Source organism: Phocaeicola sp. ICN-14070 (assembly GCF_037892625.1).
GTDB classification, from domain to species: Bacteria; Bacteroidota; Bacteroidia; order Bacteroidales; family Bacteroidaceae; genus Phocaeicola; species Phocaeicola plebeius.
Genome location: NZ_JBBKBF010000054.1, coordinates 1 through 21893 on the forward strand (window position 1 = coordinate 1; position 21893 = coordinate 21893).

A 21893-nucleotide genomic window follows, 5' to 3' on the forward strand; every position below is an offset into this window, starting at 1 on the left:
GTTTTCTGTACAGTTTACTGTATACTTATCATTGAACTGGAATTGAGCATTCAACAGAACGCTGCTTTCAGCTGCCTGATCTACGATTTTAAATTTGATGTAACCTACAGAAGCGATCTTATTAGAAACTTTGTCTCTCAGGATAACACGTACCAGCGGTTCGCGATTCACTTCAGCTTGGTTTTGTTCTGCACCAAAAGCTTGCTGTTTACCGTCTTTCGGCATCTGAGGTCTCAAAACAGAACCCTTCATTGCAGCGTGTGCACTTTCAGAAGTTTTGTTTTCACCTTTGTGGTAACCTACTAATTCGTAGCTATATTCAAAACCATATTTTTCAACGGTACCTGATTTTGCATTTACATCCCATGCTTCGTGTACAGATGTTCCACTGCTTAAGTCGTCATAGTGAGTCTGAACTAATTCAGCTACATCCATTCCTTCATGGTTCCATACAATCTCATATTCAGCTTCGTTCTTAATAGCTTCAGCTGCAGTAGCATACAAATGTTTAGTATGATCTACAGTAGCATCTGCATGAGCCAAAACCATATCGTTATAATCTACAGCTTTTACAGCAGCATAATCAGAAGTAATAGTAGTATCTACTTTTTCTTCTGCATTTTTGTAATTAGCCTGTAGAGCTAAAACTGTAACTTTTCCATCTGTGTTAATATCTTTGATTGTACCATCAGTTAATTGAGCATGTACAGTCAAAATACCATCTTTAGCCTCTTTACTAGTTACGGTTGCTTTAACTACACCACCTTCAGATCTTGTATAATCTTTGTCATCACTGATGAAAGACAATTTTTCAATTTTGTTGATGTCTGCGTTAGATGGATTCATATGGTAGTTAGCTACCAAGCCAGGAGACATTGCTACGCCTTTTAATGAAGTTGGAGCATCTTTAGAGAAATCGTCATCTGCATTAACTTTAGCTACGGTCTTTTCTGTGTAGTTATAAGTTCCAACAGACATTGCTTCAATACCTTGGTAGTAGAAATCTGGCTGGAATACCAATGATTTCAATCCTGTAGTCAAAGAAATAACCAAAGTACCTTGATAACCTTCTACACCATTCAACAGTAATTCTCCGTTTACTTTATCATATACAGCGGTAATTGTACCTTCTGCCAAGTATGAAACGCCTGTGTCAGTCTTTTTATCACCTTCAACTTTCCACCATGTATTAGTTTCAGCATTGGGTTCATAATAGATACCATCTTTTCCATCTTCACCATCGGCACCTTTAGACGGCTTACCTGTATCTTTACCATTGATAACCCAAGTTCCATTAGGGCCAATTTCTACAGTACATCCAGCCTGGCTTGTACCATTAATAATGGTAAAATCTCCTTTGCTTGTTTTGATAACAATACCGTTATCGGTAGTTGCGATGTCATTAATAGTGACACCTTTTTCGATGGCTGCTTTCAAGTCATTCAGTGTCTTCTCAACAGCGTCTACTCGCTGATTCAGATTATTGATGTCATCATCATAATCTGAGCAAGAGGTTACTACACCCCCTGCAAGAAGAAAACTTCCCAAAACAAGGGCTCCATAAAATCTTTTTCTCATAATTCTTAAAAGTTTAATTAATTAAATGAGTAATAATAAATTTTCTATCTCATTTGGTATTAAAGGATTTTTTCCTTTTCCTTTTAGCATCGTGATGCAAATCTATGCGCATTTGTTTTGTCTTTCTTTGTCTAATTGTAGATTAATTGTATTTATTGATAAAACAACAAATCGCTAAATATAAATAGACAAATTTTATGGTTTTACTAATCATGATGCTTTCTCATGGATGGTTTGTTTCTTTCTCCATACAGACGGGGGGAGCCCTTCTTTTTGCTTGAATATCTTGCTAAAGTGTGCTAAATCTGCAAATCCTACAGATTCAGCCAAGTCGCTTAAATTAATATCAGAAGTTGAGGTGAGTTTTCGTTTGGCTTCCTCTATACGCAGGTTGTTTATCCAAGTATTAAAATTGGTGTGATAAGTTTCATTTATATATCCTGATAGGTATGTGCGATTAATTCCTATTTGTCGACTGATGCCTTGTATTGTAATGCCAGGGTGTAAATATTTTTTGTCCGTAATCCAGCAGTCTATCTTTTCTTTTATTAAGTCGTTGTTTTGTTTGAGTATTTTTTTCTCTTGTGATTCTTCAGGCTGAATAATTATTTTATCAGAGATAAGAGCTGGAGCTATTTTCTTTATTTGATTATGTGCCTCTACTCCATAGTTATGATACTGTATGCTAAAATGTATGAAAAATAAAGTATAGCATATTGTAAATAAGGATTGGGTAAGAGGTGTAGGAGATAGCTCTGTAATAATACCTATAAGTCCTATAATAAATGCTTCTATCCAAATACGAAAGTGATATTTCCTAAAAGTACGGTTGCTTTTATCCAAACTGTTTTTCCATAGTCTAGTAATATGCAGGTATATATAAGTGCAAAAGAAAAACTGTACAGTATAACATAATACTAACAGATAATATATCCATTTTTCACCTTGTTTGCTCATGAAATAAATATAAGTAATACTTATGACACATAAAACACATGCATAAATACCATTATATACCATAACTTTACGGAATTTTTTACTTGCATTCATCAAATGAATCATGGCATATAAAACCAATAAGGTTTCTATAGGTAATAATATTTGTATGAAATAACTTTTTGCATTTGGCAGTCTAAAGCTTTCTGTTATGGCAAAAAATAAAGTTGATACCCCCATTATTATTAGTGCCAGTTTGATATACATAAGTCCTTTTTGATAAATGAGGTCTTTTTGTTTAGCAGAATAGCTAAAAAAGTGCAGGAATACAGATGAAAGCAAACAACATGTCCCCGAGAATATTTCCAATGCGAATAAAGGTGTCTCCATTTTTGGCTTTGTAAAAGATTTGTTTATGTTTTTCAATATCGTAAAAATATAACAAATATTTTATATTTCAAAAGATAAATTTGTTGATTCGTATATTTGTATGTTTGGTTGTTGAATTGATACATTTATTGTATCATTAAAAGTTTGTAAATATGTTATAAGTTATTGATTTCTAATTTGTTACTTTGTGCTGGTCAAATGGGCTAAATGTGGTTATTTGTGTTGAGATATAACTGATTTTATTGTTTTAGAATAGGTCTGTTTTTATTTTGGATTCTTTATTCTTAAAATATGAGCGGGTTTAATATGATTCTTGTTACAAATATGTGAATAAATTCTTATAGTGAAATCAATGTCTTATAATTAAAATGTGTAGTTTAGTTGAGAGATAAATACGGTTTGTGAGTTTTAATTACACAGTTTATATTGGTAGATTTGGGAAGAACTATAACGATCATTTTTTAGCAAAACTTTCTTTTTTAGAATATAAATCATTATATCTGTAAGAATTTATATCGTTGGCTTATTTAGAAACTATGGAAAAGAATGAGAAAAACGATATTATTGGTATAGCTATAATTACAGCATTAATCGCTGGAATTACTTGTATTAACATGAGAAAGGGAAAGTATCCAAACGTATCGAACTGTGTCGGATGGGGAAAAATAAGGAACTGCTGAAAGATTTTCCGGATGACTTCCGGAAATACATGAATTTACCAGAAGACACAGAAGCATGGAATAAAATTACAGACTTGTCTTTATTCCTGACAAGCAGAAATAACTCTACCACTTTGCAGACCATTAAAGTTTCGAATGCGATAGCTACGAATGTGGTATTCATTTCTTGAATATAGGATGTAGTTCGACAATACTTGTGCTCAAAAGCAGGCTTTTGTCTTGGTATTGCACTTACCTTTCACTATCTTTGTAGCTTAATCGGACATTTGTTCAGAAAGTGAAAAGGATATGATAAAATTTACGGATATGAAGACTAAACTATTGATGTTGTTTGTCCTTCTGGGAAGCCTGTGGACGAGCAACTTGTATGCTCAGACACGTTATCCCAAACGGGAGTTTCGCGGAGCCTGGATACAGTGTGTAAACGGACAGTTTCAGGGTATGCCTACGGAGAAAATGAAGAAGGTGCTGGTGAGCCAGTTGGACAACTTGCAGAAAGCCGGTATCAATGCCATCATTTTTCAGGTAAGAGCAGAGGCGGATGCGTTGTATAAATCTCCTTACGAACCATGGAGCCGTTTCTTAACCGGTGTGCAGGGAAAAGCTCCTTCGCCTATGTGGGACCCTTTGCAGTTTATGATTGAGGAATGCCACAAGCGGAACATGGAGCTTCATGCGTGGATTAATCCGTATCGTGCCAAGACGAAAGGCACAGGTGCTTTGTCGCCCATGCATCCGTACAGCAAGAATCCGGAACTGTTTGTGCAGTATGCCGGCCAGCTGTATTTTGATCCGGGACTGCCGGAATCCAGAAAATGCATCTGCAAGATTGTACGCGACATTGTGACTCGCTATGATGTGGATGCCATTCACATGGACGACTATTTCTATCCTTATCCAAACCCGGGAGAAGAGTTTCCGGATAATGTCAGCTTTGCAGCATACGGTCGCGGATTTACTCGGCGGGCAGATTGGCGTCGGGATAATGTGAACGTGTTGATTAAGGAAATTCATGAAACCGTACGCGAATGCAAACCGTGGGTGAAGTTTGGTGTATCACCGTTCGGTATTTATCGTAACAAGAAGAATGACCCGAATGGAAGTGAAACAAACGGATTGCAGAACTACGATGACTTGTATGCCGACGTGCTTTTGTGGGTAAACAATGGCTGGGTAGATTACAATATCCCGCAGATTTATTGGGAAATCGGACATCCGGCAGCCGACTATGATACACTGATTCGCTGGTGGGCACGTCATTCCGCAGCTCGTCCGCTGTACATCGGTCAGGATGTGATACGCACTGTATCGAAAGCGGATTTGATGAATCCGAACCAGAGCCAGATTCCGGCAAAGTATAATTTGCAGCGTTCGTTGCCTACCGTACAAGGTAGCTGTCAGTGGTATGCGGCGGCAGTGGTAGAGAATAAGGGAAATTACCGGGATATGCTGGTGAAAGAATATCACAAGTATCCGGCATTGCTTCCGGCTTCTCCGTTTATGGACGACAAGGCTCCGGGCAAAGTGCGCAAACTGAAACCGGTATGGACCGCAGACGGATACATCTTGTTCTGGACGGCGCCAAAGGCAAAGACCGAGATGGATAAGGCTTATCATTATGTGGTGTACCGCTTCGGAAGCAAGGAGAAAGTGAACCTGAACGATCCTTCACACATTGTAGCGATTACGCACGATGAATTCTATAAGTTGCCGTATGAGGACGGAAAGACGAAGTATCGTTACGTAGTGACTGCACTCGACCGTCTGCACAATGAATCGAAATCGGTATCAAAGAAGATTAAGCTGTAAATATAGTCTGATAAAAAATAGAAAGGGCAGGAAGAAAGGATTGGGGTTTTCTTCCTGCCCTTTTTTATGGATTTACCTATAAATTATTTGATATTTTTTCGAATCTTGCTAAGATAGGCATGCATGCCTTCTGCATCTTTCCGGCTGATAATATCTAACAGCTCATTTAGCTCCGTACGGATATTTTCGACTTGAGCCGGAGTGCGTGGATTGAACAAGATTTCCTGTAGCAGAAAATCATCTTCGCTTAGTACACCTTGCGCAATGGCCATGTGGCGCTTGAAGGTCGTACCCGGCGCGTCCTGGTGTTTCATGACAGCTGCAAACACAAAGGTTGATACGAACGGGATGGACAAGGAGTAAGCCACAGTTTCGTCGTGTTCCTCGAAGGTGTATTCAAAGATGTTCAGCTTCAGGTGCTGGTAAAGGTCTTTGAAGAAAATCTTGCCCAGGTGGTCACCTTCCTTGATGATGATGGCATTTTCCGTACTCAGTTTGTCGAGGTTGGCAAATGTGGGACCGAACATCGGGTGGGTAGATACATAGCGGAAGCCGCAGTTTTCATAGAACTCCTTTAATCCGGTTTTCACGGAAGCAATGTCGCTGATGATACAATCCTTCGGCAATACCGGAAGAACCTGATGGAAAGCATCGAGTGTGTATTTTACCGTGGCAGCATTGATGACCAGCTCCGGCTTGAATTCGCCGATTTCTTCCAGTTTGGTGAAGCGGTAGCAGTTGTACATAAAGCGCAGACGTTGGGGATTCACATCGTACACGGCGACTTCATGTTCAAAACTCAATACATCGGTAAAGAAGGAGCCCATTTTTCCGGCTCCTAAAATCAATATTTTCATGCTTTGTTTCTGTTATTTGTTGATGATTTCCATTTGCTGGCGCACGCTTTCTTCGTGAATCAGCTCGAATACTTGTTTGACGAAATCGGAATCCATGCCGCAAAGTGAGCCTTGTGCACCGCGTTTATCCAGAATTTCATTGTAACGTCCGGTTTGCAGGATGGTCATGTTATGTTCCTTTTTGAAGGTACCGATTTCGCGGCACACACGCATACGTTTGGCGAGTATGTCCATCAGGTCGTTGTCACATTCGTCAATCTGCCGGCGAAGCTCGTTCAGGTTCTCTGTAGTCTGATGCTCAGAACGGATAACGAGCAGATTCAGGATGTAGTCAAGAATATCGGGAGTAACCTGCTGTGCGGCATCGCTCCATGCACATTCCGGATTACAGTGTGATTCGATAATGAGTCCGTCGAAGCCTAAGTCCATGGCCTGCTGGCACAGCGGAGCAATCAATTCACGCTTTCCGCCGATATGGCTCGGGTCGCAGATAATAGGCAGGTTCGGGATACGGCGGTGCAGTTCGATAGGAATGTGCCACTGCGGCAGGTTGCGGTATATTTTCTTGTCGTATGAAGAGAATCCGCGATGAATGGCACCGATACGTTTCAGTCCGGCATTGTTGATGCGTTCCAATGCGCCGATCCATAATTCCAAATCAGGGTTTACCGGGTTCTTTACATAGACGGGAATGTCTACGCCTTTCAGTGCATCGGCAATTTCCTGTACGGCAAACGGGTTGGCAGTAGTACGGGCACCAATCCATACGATGTCAACATCAGCTTTCAGGCATTCGTACACATGCTTGGCGGTAGCTACTTCCGTGGCTACGTACATGCCGGTTTCCTTCTTCACTTCTTTCAGCCAGGAAAGTCCTTCCACACCGATACCTTCGAAACCTCCCGGTTTAGTACGAGGTTTCCAAATTCCGGCACGGAATATTTTGATACCTTTGTCAGACAGTGACTTGGCTGTAGTCATAACTTGTTCTTCTGTTTCGGCACTGCAAGGGCCTGCAATAATCAACGGGCGTTCCTGAGAAACACCTTCCAGTTCAATAGGGAGTAAATCTAACTGTTCCATAGTGGTATTTGATTTTTTGTAATGTTATTTATTCATGATGGCCTGGATTCGTTTTAACGCCTCTTCCAGTTGAGGCTCTTTGGCACAGAGTGAAATGCGGATATACCGTTTTCCGTTGCTGCCGAAAATGAATCCCGGAGTGATGAACACGCGGGCTTCGTGCAATACTTTCTCGGTCAGCTCTTCCACGTCGGCATAGTGGTCTGGAATGCGTCCCCACAAGAACATACCTACTTGTTCCGGGTCGAAGGTGCATCCCAAGGTATGCATGATTTCTTCAGCCAGTTTCCGGCGACGTGCGTAAGTCTGAATATTGGCTTCTTCATGCCATTCTGCGCTGTTGTGGTAAGCTTGTGCGGCTGCCAGCTGCAAGGGGCGGAAAGTACCAGAATCAATGTTACTCTTGATTTTCAGAATCCACTGTACGAAAGTAGCATTGGTTGCCAGCATACCCACGCGCCATCCCGGCATGTTGTGGCTCTTGCTCATGGAGTTGAACTCGATACAGCATTCTTTGGCTCCCGGCACGTTCAGGATACTGATGGGCTTGCGGTTCAGTATGAAACTGTACGGGTTGTCGTTGACGATGACAATCTGGTGACGGCGTGCAAAATCCACCAGCTTCTCGTAAAGTTCCATGGTGGCATTGGCGCCGGTCGGCATGTTGGGATAGTTGGTCCACATGATTTTTACCCGACTTAAATCCATCTTTTCCAGTTCTTCGAAATCCGGTTGCCAGTGATTGTCTTCCCGCAGGTTGTAGTTCACGATTTCACTTCCCAAAATCTTGTTCAGTGAAGTGTAAGTAGGGTATCCGGGGTTTGGAACCAGCACCTGGTCGCCGGGGTTCACCAGTGCCAGTGTGACGTGAAGGATACCTTCCTTTGAACCGATAAGCGGCTGGATTTCCGTAGCCGGGTCCAGGTCTACATCATACCATCTTTTATACCAGTCGGCCATGGCCTTGCGCAGTTCCGGTATTCCCACTGTAGGCTGGTAGCCGTGTGCATCCGGTTTACGAGCATCTTCACACAACACGTTGATAGTCTCTTCTGAAGGCGGCATGTCCGGACTTCCGATTCCTAAGCTGATGACATTCTTTCCTTCGGCATTCATCCGTGCCACTTCTTTCAGTTTCCGGCTGAAGTAGTATTCGCTGACGTGGCTCAGTCGGCTGGCCGGCTCTATCTTATAAGGTTGATTCTCCTTCTGCATATTCTCCTAAAATTTTAAGTGCTTTGGTTAATGGCATTACTGCATCAATGGATTGTTTGTATCTCAAATAGTCGTTGAACATCACGTCTACGTAGAACAGGTATTCCCATTCCCGCCCGATGATGGGCAATGACTGTATTTTGGTCAAGTTAATGTGATAGAACGAAAAGATGGACAACACTTGTGACAAGCTTCCTTCATTATGAGGCAGGGAGAAAACAATGTTGGCCTTGTTGATTTTGGAACGGTCTTTCAATTCGTCGGCCATCCAGGGATCGCATATTACCAGAAAGCGGGTGAAATTATGCTTGTTGGTTTCAATGCCTTCCTGCAGGATTTTCATGCCGTAAAGCTCGGCTGCATATTTGGAGCAGATGGCAGCATGTCCTTTCAACCCTTTTTTCTTGATGTCGCGTGCGCTGCCTGCGGTATCTTCCGTTTCTACCACCTTCAGTTGTGGATGGTGTTGCAGGAAATCCCGGCATTGTGCCAGAGCTACCGGATGAGAGTTTACTTCTGTCAGTGTACTCCAGTCTTCTCCGGGCAGACACATGATGCTGTGGCTGATTCGTAATTTGTGTTCTCCAATAATCGTAGCTCCACTGTCTCTGAGCAATTCGTAATTGTGAAGGAGACTTCCGGCAATCGTATTCTCAATGGCAATCATTCCGATGATGCTGCTGTCTTTTTTCAGGGTATCGAACACCTCTTCGAATGTGTTGCAGCAGATCAGTTCGATTTCCTCATTCTTGAAAAATTTATGGGCTGCAATGTCGTGATACGAGCCCGGAACTCCTTGTATGGCTATCTTCTTCATCTTTTGTATAACTATAAAAAAAGTCCCGCTCCATCGAAGCGGGACTTTGTATTATCATTTCATTCTTGTTTTCTTTATTACCGTATGCATGCAAACTCCCGCTTCACTTCATTGCTAAAGTAAAAGAAATAAAAGTAAAAGAAGAAGTATGATGCAAATGTTCTCATTTGTTTGTTATTTTGTTGTTATTTCTGCTGCAAATGTAATACTTTTCTTTAAAAAACAAATGTTCCGACAAACTTTTTCTTCTTATTTTTAAAAAATAGCCTCAGAATGGCGGATATGAATGTATTTTCTTACCTTTGTTGTACAGAGATATTTCATTTGTAAAACAGCCAAAACAAATAAGAACATGAACTATAATTTTGATGAAGTGATTGACCGTCGCGGCACATGTTGCGAGAAAGTAGACGGTATGGTAAACGTATGGGGAAAGTCTGATTTGATTCCGATGTGGGTGGCCGATATGGATTTTGCCACACCTCCGTTTATCTTAGAAGCCATTCGCAAGCGTTGCGAACATCCGGTGTTGGGATATACCTTCCGTTCAGACGATTACTATCAGTCTATTATCGGATGGGTAAAGAAACGTTATGGCATGTCGGTAGAGAAGGAAGAAATCAATTTTGTACCAGGCATTGTACCGGGTCTGGGCATGGCTATCAACTGTTTCACGAATCCGGGCGACAAGATTATGATTATGCCTCCGGTGTACCATCCTTTTGCCTGGCTGGTGACACGTAACAACCGTCGCTTGGTGGAATGCCCGTTGAAGGAAGTGGACGGACATTATCGCATGGATTTGGATTTGATTCGCCGTTCCATAAAGGGAGTACGGGTACTGATTCTGTGTAATCCTCACAACCCGGGAGGAGTGGTTTGGAAGAAAGAAGAATTGCAGGAACTGGCCGAAATCTGTGCCGATGACAATGTGATTGTCTTTTCGGATGAAATTCATGCCGACCTGACTTTACCTCCTTATCAGCATCTGCCTTTTGCCATGGTGTCAGAAAAAGCCCGCAACAACTCCGTTACTTTCATGGCGCCCAGCAAGACTTTCAATATGCCGGGAGTAGCTGCTTCGCATACCATTATTTACAATGAAGGACTTCGTTCACGCTTCGTGACTTATCTGGATGCCGGAGAGCTGAATGCGGGACATGTGTTTGCATGGCCTGCCGTAACTGCCGCTTATACTGAAGGAGAAGAGTGGCTGCAACAGTGTTTGGCTTATATTCAGGGAAATATTGACTATGCAGATGCCTATACGAAAGCGTATACTCCTAAGATTAAGGTGATGCGTCCGCAGGCTTCTTACCTGATTTGGCTGGATTGTCGCGAACTGGGATTGTCGCATGAGGCATTGAATGCTTTCTTTGTAGACAAGGCCGGATTGGCGCTGAACGATGGAGAGATGTTTGGTAAGGAAGGAGCAGGCTTTATGCGAATGAATGTAGGCTGTCCGCGTGTGACACTTGAAAAAGCCTTGCAGCAGTTGAAAGCAGCTTACGAAGCTCTTTAATACATCTATTATTATAAAAAGAACGGGTGCGGTCACGAATGAATGTTCCGCCCCCGTTCTTTATGAAGAGTATCGTTTAGTAGATTCCGGTTTGCAGATTACTCTTTTCAAAGTTATTGAAATTGCCGGAAATCAGGTTTTCTTTTTCAGGAGCCAGCTCGATGGCCTTTTTCAGGTCCTCTGCCGCACCGGCCTTGTCGCCCATCAGCAGGTGAACGCGTCCTCTTTCCTGGTACAGCTGCGCTTCCTGCGGAATCAGTTCAATAGCTTCCTGATAATTCTCAAGTGCCTTGTCCAGTTGTTTTTCCTCTATCAGCAAGCTACCTTTCAGCAAATACGCTTTCACGTTGAATGGGTTCAAAGCTATAACCTGTTCCACGCATGCTTCTCCTTCCTGATTTTCTCCCATACCGATGTGGATGGTAGCTTTCAGGAGAAGCGCTTCCTCTTCTTCCGGATTAAGTTTCAGTACCTGCTCCAGGTCGTTGAGCGCATCTTTCGCCTGACGCATTTCCCATAGCACTTCGGCACGTAGAAGATAGGCTTCTGTGAAACTCTCGTTTTGTACGATGGCTTTGGTCAGCATGACAATGGCTTGCAAGTCATTTTTCAAGCCACGTGCTGCACGGGCGGCTAAGTAGTAAGCCTGAGCGTTCTTCTCATCCAAAGCTATGGCTTTCTGGCAGGCCTTATCCATCCCTTCATAGTCTTCTTGTATATAGCATACACTAGCCAAAGACAGCAAGGCCTGTACGTTTGTCTCATCTTTTGCAATCAGCCGGTCAAGGGTGATACGTGCATCCTCCGTGCGGTTAGCCTGAAGATATGCACTGGCCAGTAAACCCAGCGTTTCCTTTTCTTCTTGAAGTGCCACTGCTTCTTCAAAACATTTGATGGCGTAGGGCAGCTTGCCCATGTTGCGGGCACGGATGCCGTCATATTTCAGGATGTCGAAATTCTTCTTGTCTTGTTTCTCTTGTTCGTTTGCATCGGATTTACTTTTTCCGAATAAAGATGATAATAATCCCATGATAAACTGATTTAATGTTTTTTCTGTGGCAAAGATAGGCAGAAAAAAGAAAGAAATTTGTATGTTTGCACCGTATTTTACTTTAAAAGATGAAACTATGAAGAGGCTAATGTTTTTGGTGGCAGCTGTCTTGGCTTGCCATTCCATGCAGGCACAATATTTCTGCACGACAGAAGGTACAGAACTGCACTATGTGAATTACGATGAAATCGGTCAGAGCACATCGGATGAAACCATGACCGTAAGTAAGGTAGAGAAGGTGGACGGAAAGCCTCAGGCTGCCTACTATGATAAGATTGTCACTACAAAGGCAAAGAACAATACCAGCTATACCTTGTTCAACTGGAGCTATGATGGAGCCAATACGGTATGTACGGAAGATTTGATGTACGGTCCGTATGTAGATTCTGATTCCGACCCTGCTAAATACAACGAGGCTGCTCGTTTAGGTTTGCTGGAGAAACTCAAGTTTAAAGGCGACAATTCATTTACTATCAAAGACGGTGCCAAAGGTGGTGAGAGCATTCCAGACCGCTCTTATCAGGTAGTTCGCAATATGTTGAAGAATGAAGTGAATGTGTCTGGTGCAGCTTACATGGGAAATGAAACCATCAGCACTACAGCCGGAAAGTTTGACTGTGTGAAGATTTCTTACCTGCAGCGTACAAAGATTGTGCTGAAAACCACTACGCTGCGCGTGACCGAATGGTATGCCAAAGGAGTGGGACTGGTGAAATCGGAAGCATACGATACTAAAGGCAACTTAGACAGCAAGACATTGCTGGTGAAGATTGTAAAGAAATAAAGCAAGCAATTTGTCGATAAAATTCCGGCCCGGAATCTATTCTTGAGAAAGAAGGATTCCGGGCCGTTTTTTATATAATTTCGATGCCTTGTTCGGCACACAGTTTCAAACTCAAATCTTTCAGTTTGAATTTCTGGATTTTTCCGCTTCCTGTCATGGGGAATTCCTTTACAAAGAAAATGTATTTGGGGATCTTGTAGCGGGCTATTTTTCCCTGGCAAAACTCACGTACATCAAATTCGTTCATGGTGTATCCTTCGTGCAGGATGATGAAAGCTCCCACTGCCTCACCGTATTTTTTGGAAGGCACTCCGGCCACCTGTACATCCTTGATGCCCGGCATCTTGTAGAGGAATTCTTCGATTTCGCGCGGGTAAATATTTTCTCCTCCGCGGATAATCATGTCCTTGATGCGACCCGTAATGCGATAGTTTCCGTTTTCATCTTTTACTCCCAAGTCACCGGAATGCAGGAATCCGTTGGCGTCGATTACTTCAGCTGTAGCTTCCGGATTTTTGTAGTAACCTTTCATGGTGTTGTAACCCCGGTTGCACATTTCGCCCTGTACGCCCACCGGACATTCTTCTCCGGTATTCGGGTCGATTACTTTCACTTCCGTGAACTCAAAGTCATGGCCTACGGTGGTGTAACGTACTTCCGGATCGTCGTCAATGCGGCTGTGGGTCATACCCGGTGAAGCCTCTGTCAGTCCATATACGCTGGTAACGCGCATAAACATTTTTTCTTCTACCTGTTTCATCAGTTCCACAGGACAGAGAGAGCCGGCCATGATACCCGTGCGCAGGCTTGACAAGTCGAACATGGGGAACATGGGGTGATGCAGTTCGGCAATGAACATGGTCGGTACGCCGTAGAGAGCCGTACAGCGTTCCTTGTGTATGGAAGCCAGTACGAGCAACGGGTCGAAGCGCTCTATCATGACCTGTGTGCAGCCATGCGTCAGGCAGTTCATGGTGGCCAGTACCACACCGAAGCAATGGAAAAGCGGAACGCATACACACAACTTATCATCGGCCGTGAACTTCATGTGCTCACCGGTTAGAAATCCGTTGTTGGCAATATTGTAATGAGTAAGCATAACCCCTTTGGGGAATCCCGTAGTACCGGAGGTATACTGCATGTTCACCGTATCGTGGCAGCTTACCAGTTTTTTTGCGTTAATCAGTTCCTCATCATCAATGTTGCTTCCTAACAGCAGAATCTCTGCTGTGTTATACATACCCCGGTATTTCTCCTGACCGATGTATACCACATTACGCATGTGAGGGAAACGCTTGCTCTTCATGTGCCCCCGTTCGAAGAGCTTCAGTTCGGGCAGCATGGTGTAGGTCATTTCCACGAAGTTGCTGTCCTTTTCTCCGTCTACGATACACAGAGTATGCATGTCGGAGTTTTCGCAGAGGTACTCCAGTTCCGCCTGCTTGTAGTTCGTGTTGACCGTAACGGCCACGGCACCTATTTTGGCGCAGGCATACAGAAATGTCAGCCAGTCGGGCACATTGCGGGCCCAGATGCCCACGTGAGTATCTTTTTTCACGCCGATGGCCAGCAAACCTTTGGCCATGTGGTCCACACGCTCGTTAAACTGCTTCCAGGTAAAACGCAGGTTGCGGTCGGAATATACAATGTATTCTTTGTCCGGAGTCACTTCTGCCCAATGCTCCAGCTAGTCGCCTAATGTTCTTTCAGAAAGTTGTAACATGTCGTTGATGATTTGTGTGAGACTTATACTGGGGTGTAGACTACGGCCAGAATTTGTGCAGCCTGTCCTTCGGCGGTGTGTACATGATGCGGTACGATGGAATCATAATAAATGGTATCTCCTTCTTTCAGGCGATAGTTGCTTTTCCCATCACTGATTTCCAGTTCTCCTTTCAGTACCATGATAAACTCTTCTCCTTCATGTGCCGACAGAAAGAAGTCTTTTTCGTCGTTGGTGTCGATGTCGATGATGAACGGTTCCATGTGACGGTCCACCTTGCTTTTTGACAATGAATGATAATGCATGTGCTGGCGGGCATGCGTAGCGTTGTTTGAAAATCCGATGGTATCGTCCGCTTCACCTTTGCGGCAGATAACCGGTCCTGCTTCACTGGTCTGGTCGTCCAGGAAAGTACCCAGACGTACTCCCAATGCACGTGCTATTTTAATCAGCGGAGCCAGCGAGGGAATGTCGATGTTTTCCTCAATGCGACTTACCTGTTCCACGGTCAGTCCTGCGCGTTCTGCCAGTTCCTGTATACTTATTTCTTGATTGGTTCGGAGCGATTTTATTTTTTCTCCGATGATGTTAGTGCAATCCATAGTTCTTCTCTTTAGCTTTGATTTACAATAAAAGTGTAAGGGTGTACGCTTTGTTCTTCATAATTCGCAAAGTTAATAAAGTTTCTGTATAAACATACCGAAAAGTAATAAAAAGCATTTTCTTTCGGCCCTTTTCGCACTTTCTGATATTCTTTTTGCAGGCAGGTTTCTTGCCGAATGTGTCTGTATTTTAATTTTTTGTACTATCTTTGAGCCGAAATATAATTTAGAATGAGTATGAAGAAGCTTATTTTTGCATTGACATTGATGGGACTTTTAGGCGGCCATGCACCACTTACAGCCTCTCAGCCGGTTCCTGATGCAGCCGGATATATTGTCAAGGTAGGCGATACGGCTCCCGACTTTGAAATGAAGCTGACGGACGGACGCAAGGTGAAATTGTCAGAACTTAAGGGAAAGGTAGTCATGTTGCAGTTTACCGCAAGCTGGTGTGGAGTATGCCGTAAAGAAATGCCTTTTATTGAAAAAGACATCTGGCAGAAACATAAGGACAATGCTTCCTTTGCGCTTTATGGAATTGACCGTGACGAGCCGCTGGAACGAGTGAAAGCCTTTGCCAAGCAGACAGGAGTGACTTATCCGTTAGGACTTGATCCGGGAGCAGATATTTTTGCCAAATATGCGGAACGCAATGCCGGAATCACCCGTAACGTGCTGATAGATAAGGAGGGTAAAATCGTGATGATGACCCGCTTGTATAATGAAGAGGAGTTTGCTTCTCTTTGTAAGAAAATAGATGAACTGCTGAAGTGATGAAGAAGTTCTTATGTTTGATTTTGTGTGGCTTGCTGTGCTTTCCTTCGGGAATGACGGGAAAAAAGAAGGGACATTATGAACCGCTGTTTGGAAAGAAATATGCGTCGTATGCGGTAACTTCCAGCTCGTTGAAAGGAGCCACTTTCTATCTTGTCTGCGGACATGGGGGACCGGATCCTGGCTGCATTGGCAAATACCGCGGAAAAGAGTTGCATGAAGATGAGTATGCTTACGACATTATTCTCCGCTTGGGGCGCGAGTTGATGAAACGTGGAGCCAAAGTGCATTTTATCATTCAGGATGCAAAGGATGGAATTCGTGACCAGGCTGTTCTGAATAACAGCAAGCGGGAAACTTGCATGGGAAAAGCCATTCCGTTGAATCAGGTAGCCCGTCTGCAACAGCGCTGTGATGCGGTGAACCGCTTGTACCGGAAGGATAAGAGCAGCTACAAGCGTGCCGTATTTATCCATGTAGACAGTCGGGCCCGGAACAACCAGACTGACGTGTATTTCTATCATGCACCGGGCAGTTCAAAAGGAAAACGACTAGCGAGGGAAATACAGCGGACTTTCCGTTCCAAGTATGACCGCCATCAGCCCAACCGCGGATTCGATGGTACGGTGAGCGAACGTAACCTGTTCGTACTTCGCAATACGACTCCGGTAGCTGTTTTCCTGGAAGTAGGAAATATCCAGAATGCACAGGATCAGAAACGTCTGGTCATTGCCGACAATCGTCAGGCCTTAGCCAACTGGATAACCTTAGCCATCGAGAAGGATTACCGGAAAAGATAATCTCATAAGTCATAAAAAAAGTGGATTGTTTATCGGTTTTTGGCCTTCAGCACTTTTTGTACATTCTGGATTATTTCCGGATTAGCAAGGTCCTTCTTGCCAGTCAGCGTGAAGGCAAAGTTGTCTGCCATGATTTCTTCCGGATGAATGAGATAGTTGGTGTTCTTTCCTACTTGTGTGTAGAAATCTTCCGCTTCATCCAGTGCATAAATGATTGTCTTTCCAGCCTTCTGAATAGGAACAAAATCACCGTTCAAAGGTACAAGTCCCACTTTCAGGTAGTCGAAGAGCGTTTTTCCGTCATAAGGTCTGTCGGTATAAATCACCATGGTGCAGTATTGCTTCTGTCCGCCGATGGTAAACGTGCCGTAACTGTCATATCGGCTGAGGTCCGGATTGGAAATACGAATTTCTGCCAAATCGGACGGGAAGATAATTTCTTTTTCAATCACCGTGAATCCGATGACCTTGTAAATGTCTTTCTTGAAGTTGGAATTCTGTCGTGTCAGCAGGTGAAACAACTCATGGGCTACAAGGTATTTCAAATCTGCATCCGAAGCTTCCTTCAACGCATGCTCACCGATGGCAATCCAGTTTACGCGGGTGTAGGCCTCTGCATTCCCTTCTTCTTTCTGGGTAGTTTTTACAAAGATGATTTCTTTCGGGAAATCGAGGTTGTAACTTTGTTTCTTGATTTCTGCATCCAGGCTTTTCATTGCCTTGCTGATACGCTCTTTTTCAGTGTCACTCCAGTTGAGTGTCTGTTCCATGGCAAACTGCAACAGCTGTGATTTGCGTCCTTGCGGTTTTTGAAGACGTACGTCAATGTCAAACTGGTTCCAGTTGCGGGTATAGTCATCCAGTTCCGTAATCAGCATTTGTCCTTCGGCACGAGTGGCAAAGCGGAAGATGGAGTTTGAAAACTTGTTACTCTGCGCCCAAGCTGCGATGGTGGTAAAAGCCAGGCAAAATATGAAAGAAAGCGAGTGTTTTAGTGTCATAGTTTTGTTTTTTAGTTACCTGTTATTTTATTCTCAGTGGTAAATATAACGTATTTTTCTGTATTTTTCCTCGCTTTTTATCAAGAAAAAGAAAGAAAAAGAAAAAATAAGACAAATCGCTGGGAGTATTGCTTGCCTGAGAAAAGAGGAAACATGTAAGGGAATCTTCATTTGATAGGTGCTGAATGCCGTGGCGTATATGCTTATTTTCTTTTGTCTTTTTTATGTTTCTCGAACGGGAAACCTATGTTTCCCTTGGCGGAAACGTACGTTTTCCTATCGTGAAACGTAGGTTTTTGCCGCGCGAAACGTAGGTTTTTGCCGCGCGAAACGTAGAGTGTGTGGTAAGATTTTCAGATAAACTTGGGGTGGTTTTTTCTTTATGTGGAATACAATGCGGAGACGGGTATTTTAGCTTGTATAAAAAACGGACTCACCCGCTGAATTTCAGCACGGTGAATCCGTTTTCTATATAGATAAAGAATCAGTTTATTCCTTGTCTTTCAATGCGTCAAAAATCAGTTTTTCCAGTTCATCAGCCAGTTCCGGATTATCCTGGATGCACTGTTTGGCCGCATCACGTCCTTGGCCCAGTTTGGTGTCGTTGTAGCTGTACCATGAACCGCTCTTCTTGATGATGCCTAATTCAGCTCCCAAGTCGATGATTTCACCGCTGCGAGAGATGCCTTCACCAAACATGATGTCGAATTCGGCTTTGCGGAAAGGAGGAGCTACCTTGTTCTTTACAACTTTGACACGTACCTGGTTACCGATGACTTCTTCGCCGTCTTTCAACTGAGTAGCGCGACGGATGTCCAGACGGACAGAAGCATAGAACTTCAGTGCGTTACCACCGGTGGTAGTTTCGGGATTACCGAACATCACACCAATCTTCTCACGCAACTGGTTGATGAAGATGCAGGTGGTGTTGGTCTTGCTGATAGCAGAAGTCAGCTTACGCAGTGCCTGTGACATCAGGCGGGCTTGCAAACCTACCTTGTTGTCGCCCATGTCGCCTTCGATTTCAGCTTTCGGGGTAAGGGCAGCTACAGAGTCGATGACAATGATGTCGATGGCCGATGAACGGATCAACTGCTCGGCGATTTCCAGTGCCTGTTCACCGTTGTCGGGCTGTGAAATCCACAAGTTGTCGATGTCCACTCCTAACTTGGCTGCATAGAAACGGTCGAATGCATGTTCTGCATCAATGAAAGCAGCAATACCGCCTGCTCTCTGTGCTTCGGCAATGGCATGAATAGCCAGTGTGGTCTTACCAGATGATTCCGGACCGTAGATTTCGATGATACGTCCTTTCGGATAACCTCCTACACCGAGTGCGGCGTTCAAGGCGATAGAACCGGTCGGGATGACTTCTACTTCCTGCACGTGGTCGTCGCCCATTTTCATGATAGAGCCTTTTCCAAAGCTCTTTTCAATCTTGTCCATGGCGGCCTGCAGGGCTTTCAGCTTTTCGCTGTTATTGGGTTTCGGGGCATTTTCAATGCCACCTTCAAACTCTAATTCGTCTTTTTTTGCCATAAATTACTGTAAGATTTGTGAGGCATGGTCTTTGGTCTTTACTTCTTTAGGAGAAATAATCCGTTCGATAATGCCTTCTTCGTTAATGATAAAAGTGGTACGGAAGGTACCCATGTATTTGCGTCCGTACATGCTTTTTTCTCCCCATACACCGAAGGTCTCTACCAGTTTGTGTTCCGTATCGGCAATCAGTGTGAACGGAAGCTGGTTCTTTTCGATGAATTTCTGGTGTGACTTCTCGTCGTTGATGCTGACGCCGATTACTTCGTAACCCGCTTGCTTGAGTTCGGCATAGTTGTCGCGAAGGTTGCAGGCCTGTGCCGTACAGCCGGAAGTCATGTCTTTAGGGTAAAAATAGAGTACGATTTTTTTGCCTGCATAATTGCTCAGGCGGATTTCTTCACCTTTTTCGTTGATTCCCAGTATTTCGGGAGCTTTGTCTCCAATATTCATATCGTAAGGGAAATTTTTAGAAAAAAAGAATCAGGAACGAAGAATGAGTACTCCTTCTTCATTCTTGATTCTTTTTATGATTAAGGTAATGTAATTACAGTTCCAGGTCACCGTCGAATACTTCATGCCAAGGCAATCCGTATTTGTTTAAAGCTTCCATGAATGGATCCGGATTGAACTCTTCTACGTTCCATACGCCCGGACGCTTCCACAATCCTTTCAGGAACATCATGGCACCAATCATGGCCGGTACACCGGTGGTGTAGCTTACGCCCTGCATACCTGTTTCCTGATAAGCTGCCTGGTGAGAGCAGTTGTTGTATACATAATATGTATGTTCTTTTCCGTCTTTGATACCACGGATACGGCAACCGATTGAAGTTTCGCCTTCGTAGTTCTCGCCAAGGTCTTGCGGGTTAGGCAGCACGGCTTTCAGGAACTGCAGCGGAACGATTTCCATACCGTTGTAGTTGATAGGTTCGATGCTGGCCATACCGATGTTCTGGATTACACGCAAGTGAGTCAGGTATTCCTGTCCGAAAGTCATCCAGAAACGGGCACGCTTGATGGTCGGGAAATTCTTGACCAGTGATTCCAGTTCTTCGTGGTACAGAAGATAAGAATCACGCGGACCGATGTTAGGATAAGTCAGGTCTTTGTGGAATTCCAGCGGCTGGGTAGTAACCCATTGTCCGTTTTCGTAATAACGTCCGTTCTGTGTGATTTCGCGGATGTTGATTTCCGGATTGAAGTTGGTAGCGAAAGCCTTGTGGTGATTTCCGGCATTGCAGTCTACGATGTCCAGGTAGTGGATTTCATCGAAATGATGTTTTGCTGCGTATGCGGTATATACTCCACTTACTCCCGGGTCGAATCCGCAACCCAGAATGGCAGTCAGTCCGGCATCTTCAAAGCGTTTTTTGTATGCCCACTGCCAACTGTATTCAAAGTGTGCCTCGTCTTTAGGCTCGTAGTTTGCTGTATCCAGGTAGTTCACTCCCGCCTGAAGACACGCTTCCATAATCGTTAAATCCTGGTAGGGAAGTGCTACGTTAATAACGATTTCGGGTTTAAAACTGTTGAATAAAGACACAAGTTCATCCACATTGTCGGCATCTACCTTAGCGGTCTTGATGTTGGGGTTACCAATTGCTTTGACAATTGCGTCGCATTTTGACTGTGTGCGGCTGGCAATCATGATTTCAGAAAAGACTTCCGGATGCTGAGCCACTTTGTGTGCAACAACGGTACCTACACCGCCTGCACCGATAATCAATACTTTACTCATTTATTACTTTGAAACTTTAAATGCCCGGTAAACGTTACCGTTCAGTATGCAAAGATAGAAAATAATTCAAAATATGGTGCAGTATTCTGGGGATATACGTATTTTTGTAAATGAACAATTCTTAAAAATGGATTGTTTGTGAATTTATGATTAAGATTAAAAAGGAAAAACAAGTTATGAATAAGAAGTATTTTGCAGCTGCAGCTTTGGCTTGCGCACTGATGAGTTGTGGAACCGGAAAGAATTCGGTAGCAGTAGTAGACTTTACAGGGGAATGGAATATTGTAGAAGTGAACGGAGAAAAAGTGAGTGCGGAAAATGCACCATTCTTGGGTTTTGACAAGGACGGACATCGCTTGTATGGCAATGCTGGATGCAATCGCCTGATGGGAAGCTTTGAATTGGATACCCTGAATGCCGGAAAAGTGAAATTTGGTCAGGTGGCTGCTACCCGGATGATGTGTCCGGATATGACGTTGGAGCAGAATGTGCTGGAAGCATTGAATAAAGTGGCTGGATATGAAACAGTAGGTGAAGATGTAGCATTGAATGATGCGGAAGGTAAGCCGGTAATATTGTTGCAGAAGCGTGAAGTGGCAGAGGTTTCTGTAAACGACTTGAATGGTGCCTGGGAAATTGTATCTGTAAAAGGCAATCCTGTAGGAGAAATGGAAAAACAGCCGCAATTGGTTTTCAATGTAGCAGAAAAAAGAGTACACGGTAATGCCAGCTGCAATACGATAAACGGTTCTTTCACACAGGAAGAAGGACAGGCTGCTTCCCTCCGTTTTAGTCAGATGATTTCTACCATGATGGCATGCCCGAACATGGATGTGGAGTCTTCTATCTTGAAAGCTTTGGATGAAGTACGTAGCTTTGAAATCAAGTCAGACGGAACCGTAAGTCTTTTGGGAGCAGATGGAACAGAAGTGCTGTCATTGAAGAAACTGGCCGAAACAGAAGTCGAGGCTTGATAAATCTGCCGGCTGTA

Annotated in this window: 19 protein-coding genes and 1 pseudogene; 7 read left to right on the plus strand and 13 right to left on the minus strand. The window is 43.7% G+C overall.

What is annotated here, in order from left to right; translation table 11 throughout:
• Both WKT20_RS13420 and WKT20_RS13425 read right to left on the minus strand, forming a co-directional pair.
• Positions 1-1578 (minus strand): annotated as a pseudogene (locus tag WKT20_RS13420) (hypothetical protein); the annotation flags it as partial.
• 210 nt (positions 1579-1788) lie between these two features.
• The gene (locus WKT20_RS13425) at positions 1789-2904 is read right to left on the minus strand and encodes a helix-turn-helix domain-containing protein (protein WP_340417506.1); all 1116 of its coding nucleotides are present in this window, start codon (positions 2902-2904) and stop codon (positions 1789-1791) included.
• A 655-nt stretch (positions 2905-3559) separates the two neighbouring features.
• Between WKT20_RS13425 and WKT20_RS13430 the strand changes: the two genes are divergently transcribed.
• Both WKT20_RS13430 and WKT20_RS13435 read left to right on the plus strand, forming a co-directional pair.
• Positions 3560-3754 (plus strand): hypothetical protein, encoded by a 195-nt coding sequence (locus tag WKT20_RS13430; protein WP_118165547.1) that lies wholly within the window; start codon positions 3560-3562, stop codon positions 3752-3754.
• Between the two features lie 136 nt (positions 3755-3890).
• Positions 3891-5393, plus strand: a complete 1503-nt coding sequence (locus tag WKT20_RS13435; protein WP_270653630.1) for a glycoside hydrolase family 10 protein — start codon at positions 3891-3893, stop codon at positions 5391-5393.
• 83 nt (positions 5394-5476) lie between these two features.
• On the opposite strand, the gene WKT20_RS13440 is transcribed toward WKT20_RS13435, so the two are convergent.
• From WKT20_RS13440 to WKT20_RS13455, 4 genes are read right to left on the minus strand one after another with little or no spacing between them, the layout of a single operon-like run.
• Positions 5477-6250, minus strand: a complete 774-nt coding sequence (locus WKT20_RS13440) for a prephenate dehydrogenase (protein ID WP_007562783.1) — start codon at positions 6248-6250, stop codon at positions 5477-5479.
• Between the two features lie 12 nt (positions 6251-6262).
• Positions 6263-7333: a bifunctional 3-deoxy-7-phosphoheptulonate synthase/chorismate mutase type II gene (locus WKT20_RS13445; protein ID WP_118165549.1), complete on the minus strand. Its 1071-nt coding sequence runs from the start codon at positions 7331-7333 to the stop codon at positions 6263-6265.
• Positions 7334-7357: 24 nt separating this feature from the next.
• Entirely contained in the window at positions 7358-8548 is a 1191-nt protein-coding gene (locus WKT20_RS13450; protein ID WP_270653629.1) for a pyridoxal phosphate-dependent aminotransferase, read from the minus strand.
• Positions 8523-9365 (minus strand): prephenate dehydratase, encoded by an 843-nt coding sequence (locus tag WKT20_RS13455; RefSeq protein WP_117702311.1) that lies wholly within the window; start codon positions 9363-9365, stop codon positions 8523-8525. The genes WKT20_RS13450 and WKT20_RS13455 overlap by 26 nt, the downstream gene beginning before the upstream one ends.
• Positions 9366-9717: 352 nt before the next feature.
• Here WKT20_RS13455 and WKT20_RS13460 point away from each other — a divergent pair, with 352 nt between their 5' ends.
• On the plus strand, positions 9718-10887 hold the full coding sequence (locus WKT20_RS13460) for a MalY/PatB family protein (protein WP_117702322.1): 1170 nt from the start codon (positions 9718-9720) through the stop codon (positions 10885-10887).
• A 76-nt stretch (positions 10888-10963) separates the two neighbouring features.
• Here the strand turns inward: WKT20_RS13460 and WKT20_RS13465 are convergent, their stop codons facing one another.
• On the minus strand, positions 10964-11917 hold the full coding sequence (locus WKT20_RS13465; protein ID WP_117702321.1) for a tetratricopeptide repeat protein: 954 nt from the start codon (positions 11915-11917) through the stop codon (positions 10964-10966).
• A 97-nt stretch (positions 11918-12014) separates the two neighbouring features.
• Between WKT20_RS13465 and WKT20_RS13470 the strand changes: the two genes are divergently transcribed.
• Positions 12015-12722, plus strand: a complete 708-nt coding sequence (locus WKT20_RS13470) for a TapB family protein (RefSeq protein WP_270653627.1) — start codon at positions 12015-12017, stop codon at positions 12720-12722.
• Positions 12723-12792: 70 nt separating this feature from the next.
• Here WKT20_RS13470 and WKT20_RS13475 read toward each other — a convergent pair whose 3' ends face one another.
• Complete coding sequence (locus tag WKT20_RS13475) at positions 12793-14409, minus strand: AMP-binding protein (protein ID WP_118494021.1); 1617 nt, start codon at positions 14407-14409, stop codon at positions 12793-12795.
• Between the two features lie 59 nt (positions 14410-14468).
• Positions 14469-15047 carry a helix-turn-helix domain-containing protein gene (locus WKT20_RS13480; RefSeq protein ID WP_340417507.1) on the minus strand — a complete coding sequence of 193 codons (579 nt, stop codon included), beginning with the start codon at positions 15045-15047 and terminating at the stop codon, positions 14469-14471.
• A gap of 267 nt (positions 15048-15314) precedes the next feature.
• On the opposite strand from WKT20_RS13480, the gene WKT20_RS13485 reads away from it, so the two are divergent.
• Together WKT20_RS13485 and WKT20_RS13490 are read left to right on the plus strand one after the other, a co-directional pair.
• Complete coding sequence (locus tag WKT20_RS13485; RefSeq protein WP_259296130.1) at positions 15315-15821, plus strand: TlpA family protein disulfide reductase; 507 nt, start codon at positions 15315-15317, stop codon at positions 15819-15821.
• On the plus strand, positions 15821-16621 hold the full coding sequence (locus WKT20_RS13490) for an N-acetylmuramoyl-L-alanine amidase family protein (RefSeq protein WP_445323287.1): 801 nt from the start codon (positions 15821-15823) through the stop codon (positions 16619-16621). The genes WKT20_RS13485 and WKT20_RS13490 overlap by 1 nt, the downstream gene beginning before the upstream one ends.
• Before the next feature lie 29 nt (positions 16622-16650).
• Here the strand turns inward: WKT20_RS13490 and WKT20_RS13495 are convergent, their stop codons facing one another.
• From WKT20_RS13495 to WKT20_RS13510, 4 genes are all read right to left on the minus strand, one after another.
• The gene (locus tag WKT20_RS13495) at positions 16651-17622 is read right to left on the minus strand and encodes a hypothetical protein (RefSeq protein WP_270653625.1); all 972 of its coding nucleotides are present in this window, start codon (positions 17620-17622) and stop codon (positions 16651-16653) included.
• A 489-nt stretch (positions 17623-18111) separates the two neighbouring features.
• On the minus strand, positions 18112-19161 hold the full coding sequence (gene recA / locus WKT20_RS13500) for a recombinase RecA (protein WP_007562763.1): 1050 nt from the start codon (positions 19159-19161) through the stop codon (positions 18112-18114).
• 3 nt (positions 19162-19164) lie between these two features.
• Positions 19165-19614 carry a thioredoxin-dependent thiol peroxidase gene (gene bcp, locus WKT20_RS13505; protein ID WP_007562761.1) on the minus strand — a complete coding sequence of 150 codons (450 nt, stop codon included), beginning with the start codon at positions 19612-19614 and terminating at the stop codon, positions 19165-19167.
• 94 nt (positions 19615-19708) lie between these two features.
• Positions 19709-20902, minus strand: a complete 1194-nt coding sequence (locus WKT20_RS13510) for a saccharopine dehydrogenase family protein (RefSeq protein WP_340417508.1) — start codon at positions 20900-20902, stop codon at positions 19709-19711.
• 176 nt (positions 20903-21078) lie between these two features.
• Between WKT20_RS13510 and WKT20_RS13515 the strand changes: the two genes are divergently transcribed.
• Positions 21079-21876 carry an META domain-containing protein gene (locus tag WKT20_RS13515; protein ID WP_182416972.1) on the plus strand — a complete coding sequence of 266 codons (798 nt, stop codon included), beginning with the start codon at positions 21079-21081 and terminating at the stop codon, positions 21874-21876.
• The last annotated feature ends 17 nt before the right edge of the window (positions 21877-21893 follow it).

Coding starts and splice junctions, on each gene's coding strand:
- WKT20_RS13490 (WP_445323287.1), top strand. CDS start 15,821: ATGAAGAAGTTCTTATGTTTGATTTTGTGTGGCTTGCTGTGCTTTCCT.
- WKT20_RS13445 (WP_118165549.1), bottom strand. CDS start 7,333: ATGGAACAGTTAGATTTACTCCCTATTGAACTGGAAGGTGTTTCTCAG.
- WKT20_RS13430 (WP_118165547.1), top strand. CDS start 3,560: ATGGGGAAAAATAAGGAACTGCTGAAAGATTTTCCGGATGACTTCCGG.
- WKT20_RS13470 (WP_270653627.1), top strand. CDS start 12,015: ATGAAGAGGCTAATGTTTTTGGTGGCAGCTGTCTTGGCTTGCCATTCC.
- WKT20_RS13515 (WP_182416972.1), top strand. CDS start 21,079: ATGAATAAGAAGTATTTTGCAGCTGCAGCTTTGGCTTGCGCACTGATG.
- WKT20_RS13440 (WP_007562783.1), bottom strand. CDS start 6,250: ATGAAAATATTGATTTTAGGAGCCGGAAAAATGGGCTCCTTCTTTACC.
- WKT20_RS13435 (WP_270653630.1), top strand. CDS start 3,891: ATGAAGACTAAACTATTGATGTTGTTTGTCCTTCTGGGAAGCCTGTGG.
- WKT20_RS13460 (WP_117702322.1), top strand. CDS start 9,718: ATGAACTATAATTTTGATGAAGTGATTGACCGTCGCGGCACATGTTGC.
- bcp (WP_007562761.1), bottom strand. CDS start 19,614: ATGAATATTGGAGACAAAGCTCCCGAAATACTGGGAATCAACGAAAAA.
- WKT20_RS13465 (WP_117702321.1), bottom strand. CDS start 11,917: ATGGGATTATTATCATCTTTATTCGGAAAAAGTAAATCCGATGCAAAC.
- WKT20_RS13425 (WP_340417506.1), bottom strand. CDS start 2,904: ATGGAGACACCTTTATTCGCATTGGAAATATTCTCGGGGACATGTTGT.
- WKT20_RS13450 (WP_270653629.1), bottom strand. CDS start 8,548: ATGCAGAAGGAGAATCAACCTTATAAGATAGAGCCGGCCAGCCGACTG.
- WKT20_RS13455 (WP_117702311.1), bottom strand. CDS start 9,365: ATGAAGAAGATAGCCATACAAGGAGTTCCGGGCTCGTATCACGACATT.
- WKT20_RS13485 (WP_259296130.1), top strand. CDS start 15,315: ATGGGACTTTTAGGCGGCCATGCACCACTTACAGCCTCTCAGCCGGTT.
- WKT20_RS13480 (WP_340417507.1), bottom strand. CDS start 15,047: ATGGATTGCACTAACATCATCGGAGAAAAAATAAAATCGCTCCGAACC.
- WKT20_RS13510 (WP_340417508.1), bottom strand. CDS start 20,902: ATGAGTAAAGTATTGATTATCGGTGCAGGCGGTGTAGGTACCGTTGTT.
- recA (WP_007562763.1), bottom strand. CDS start 19,161: ATGGCAAAAAAAGACGAATTAGAGTTTGAAGGTGGCATTGAAAATGCC.
- WKT20_RS13495 (WP_270653625.1), bottom strand. CDS start 17,622: ATGACACTAAAACACTCGCTTTCTTTCATATTTTGCCTGGCTTTTACC.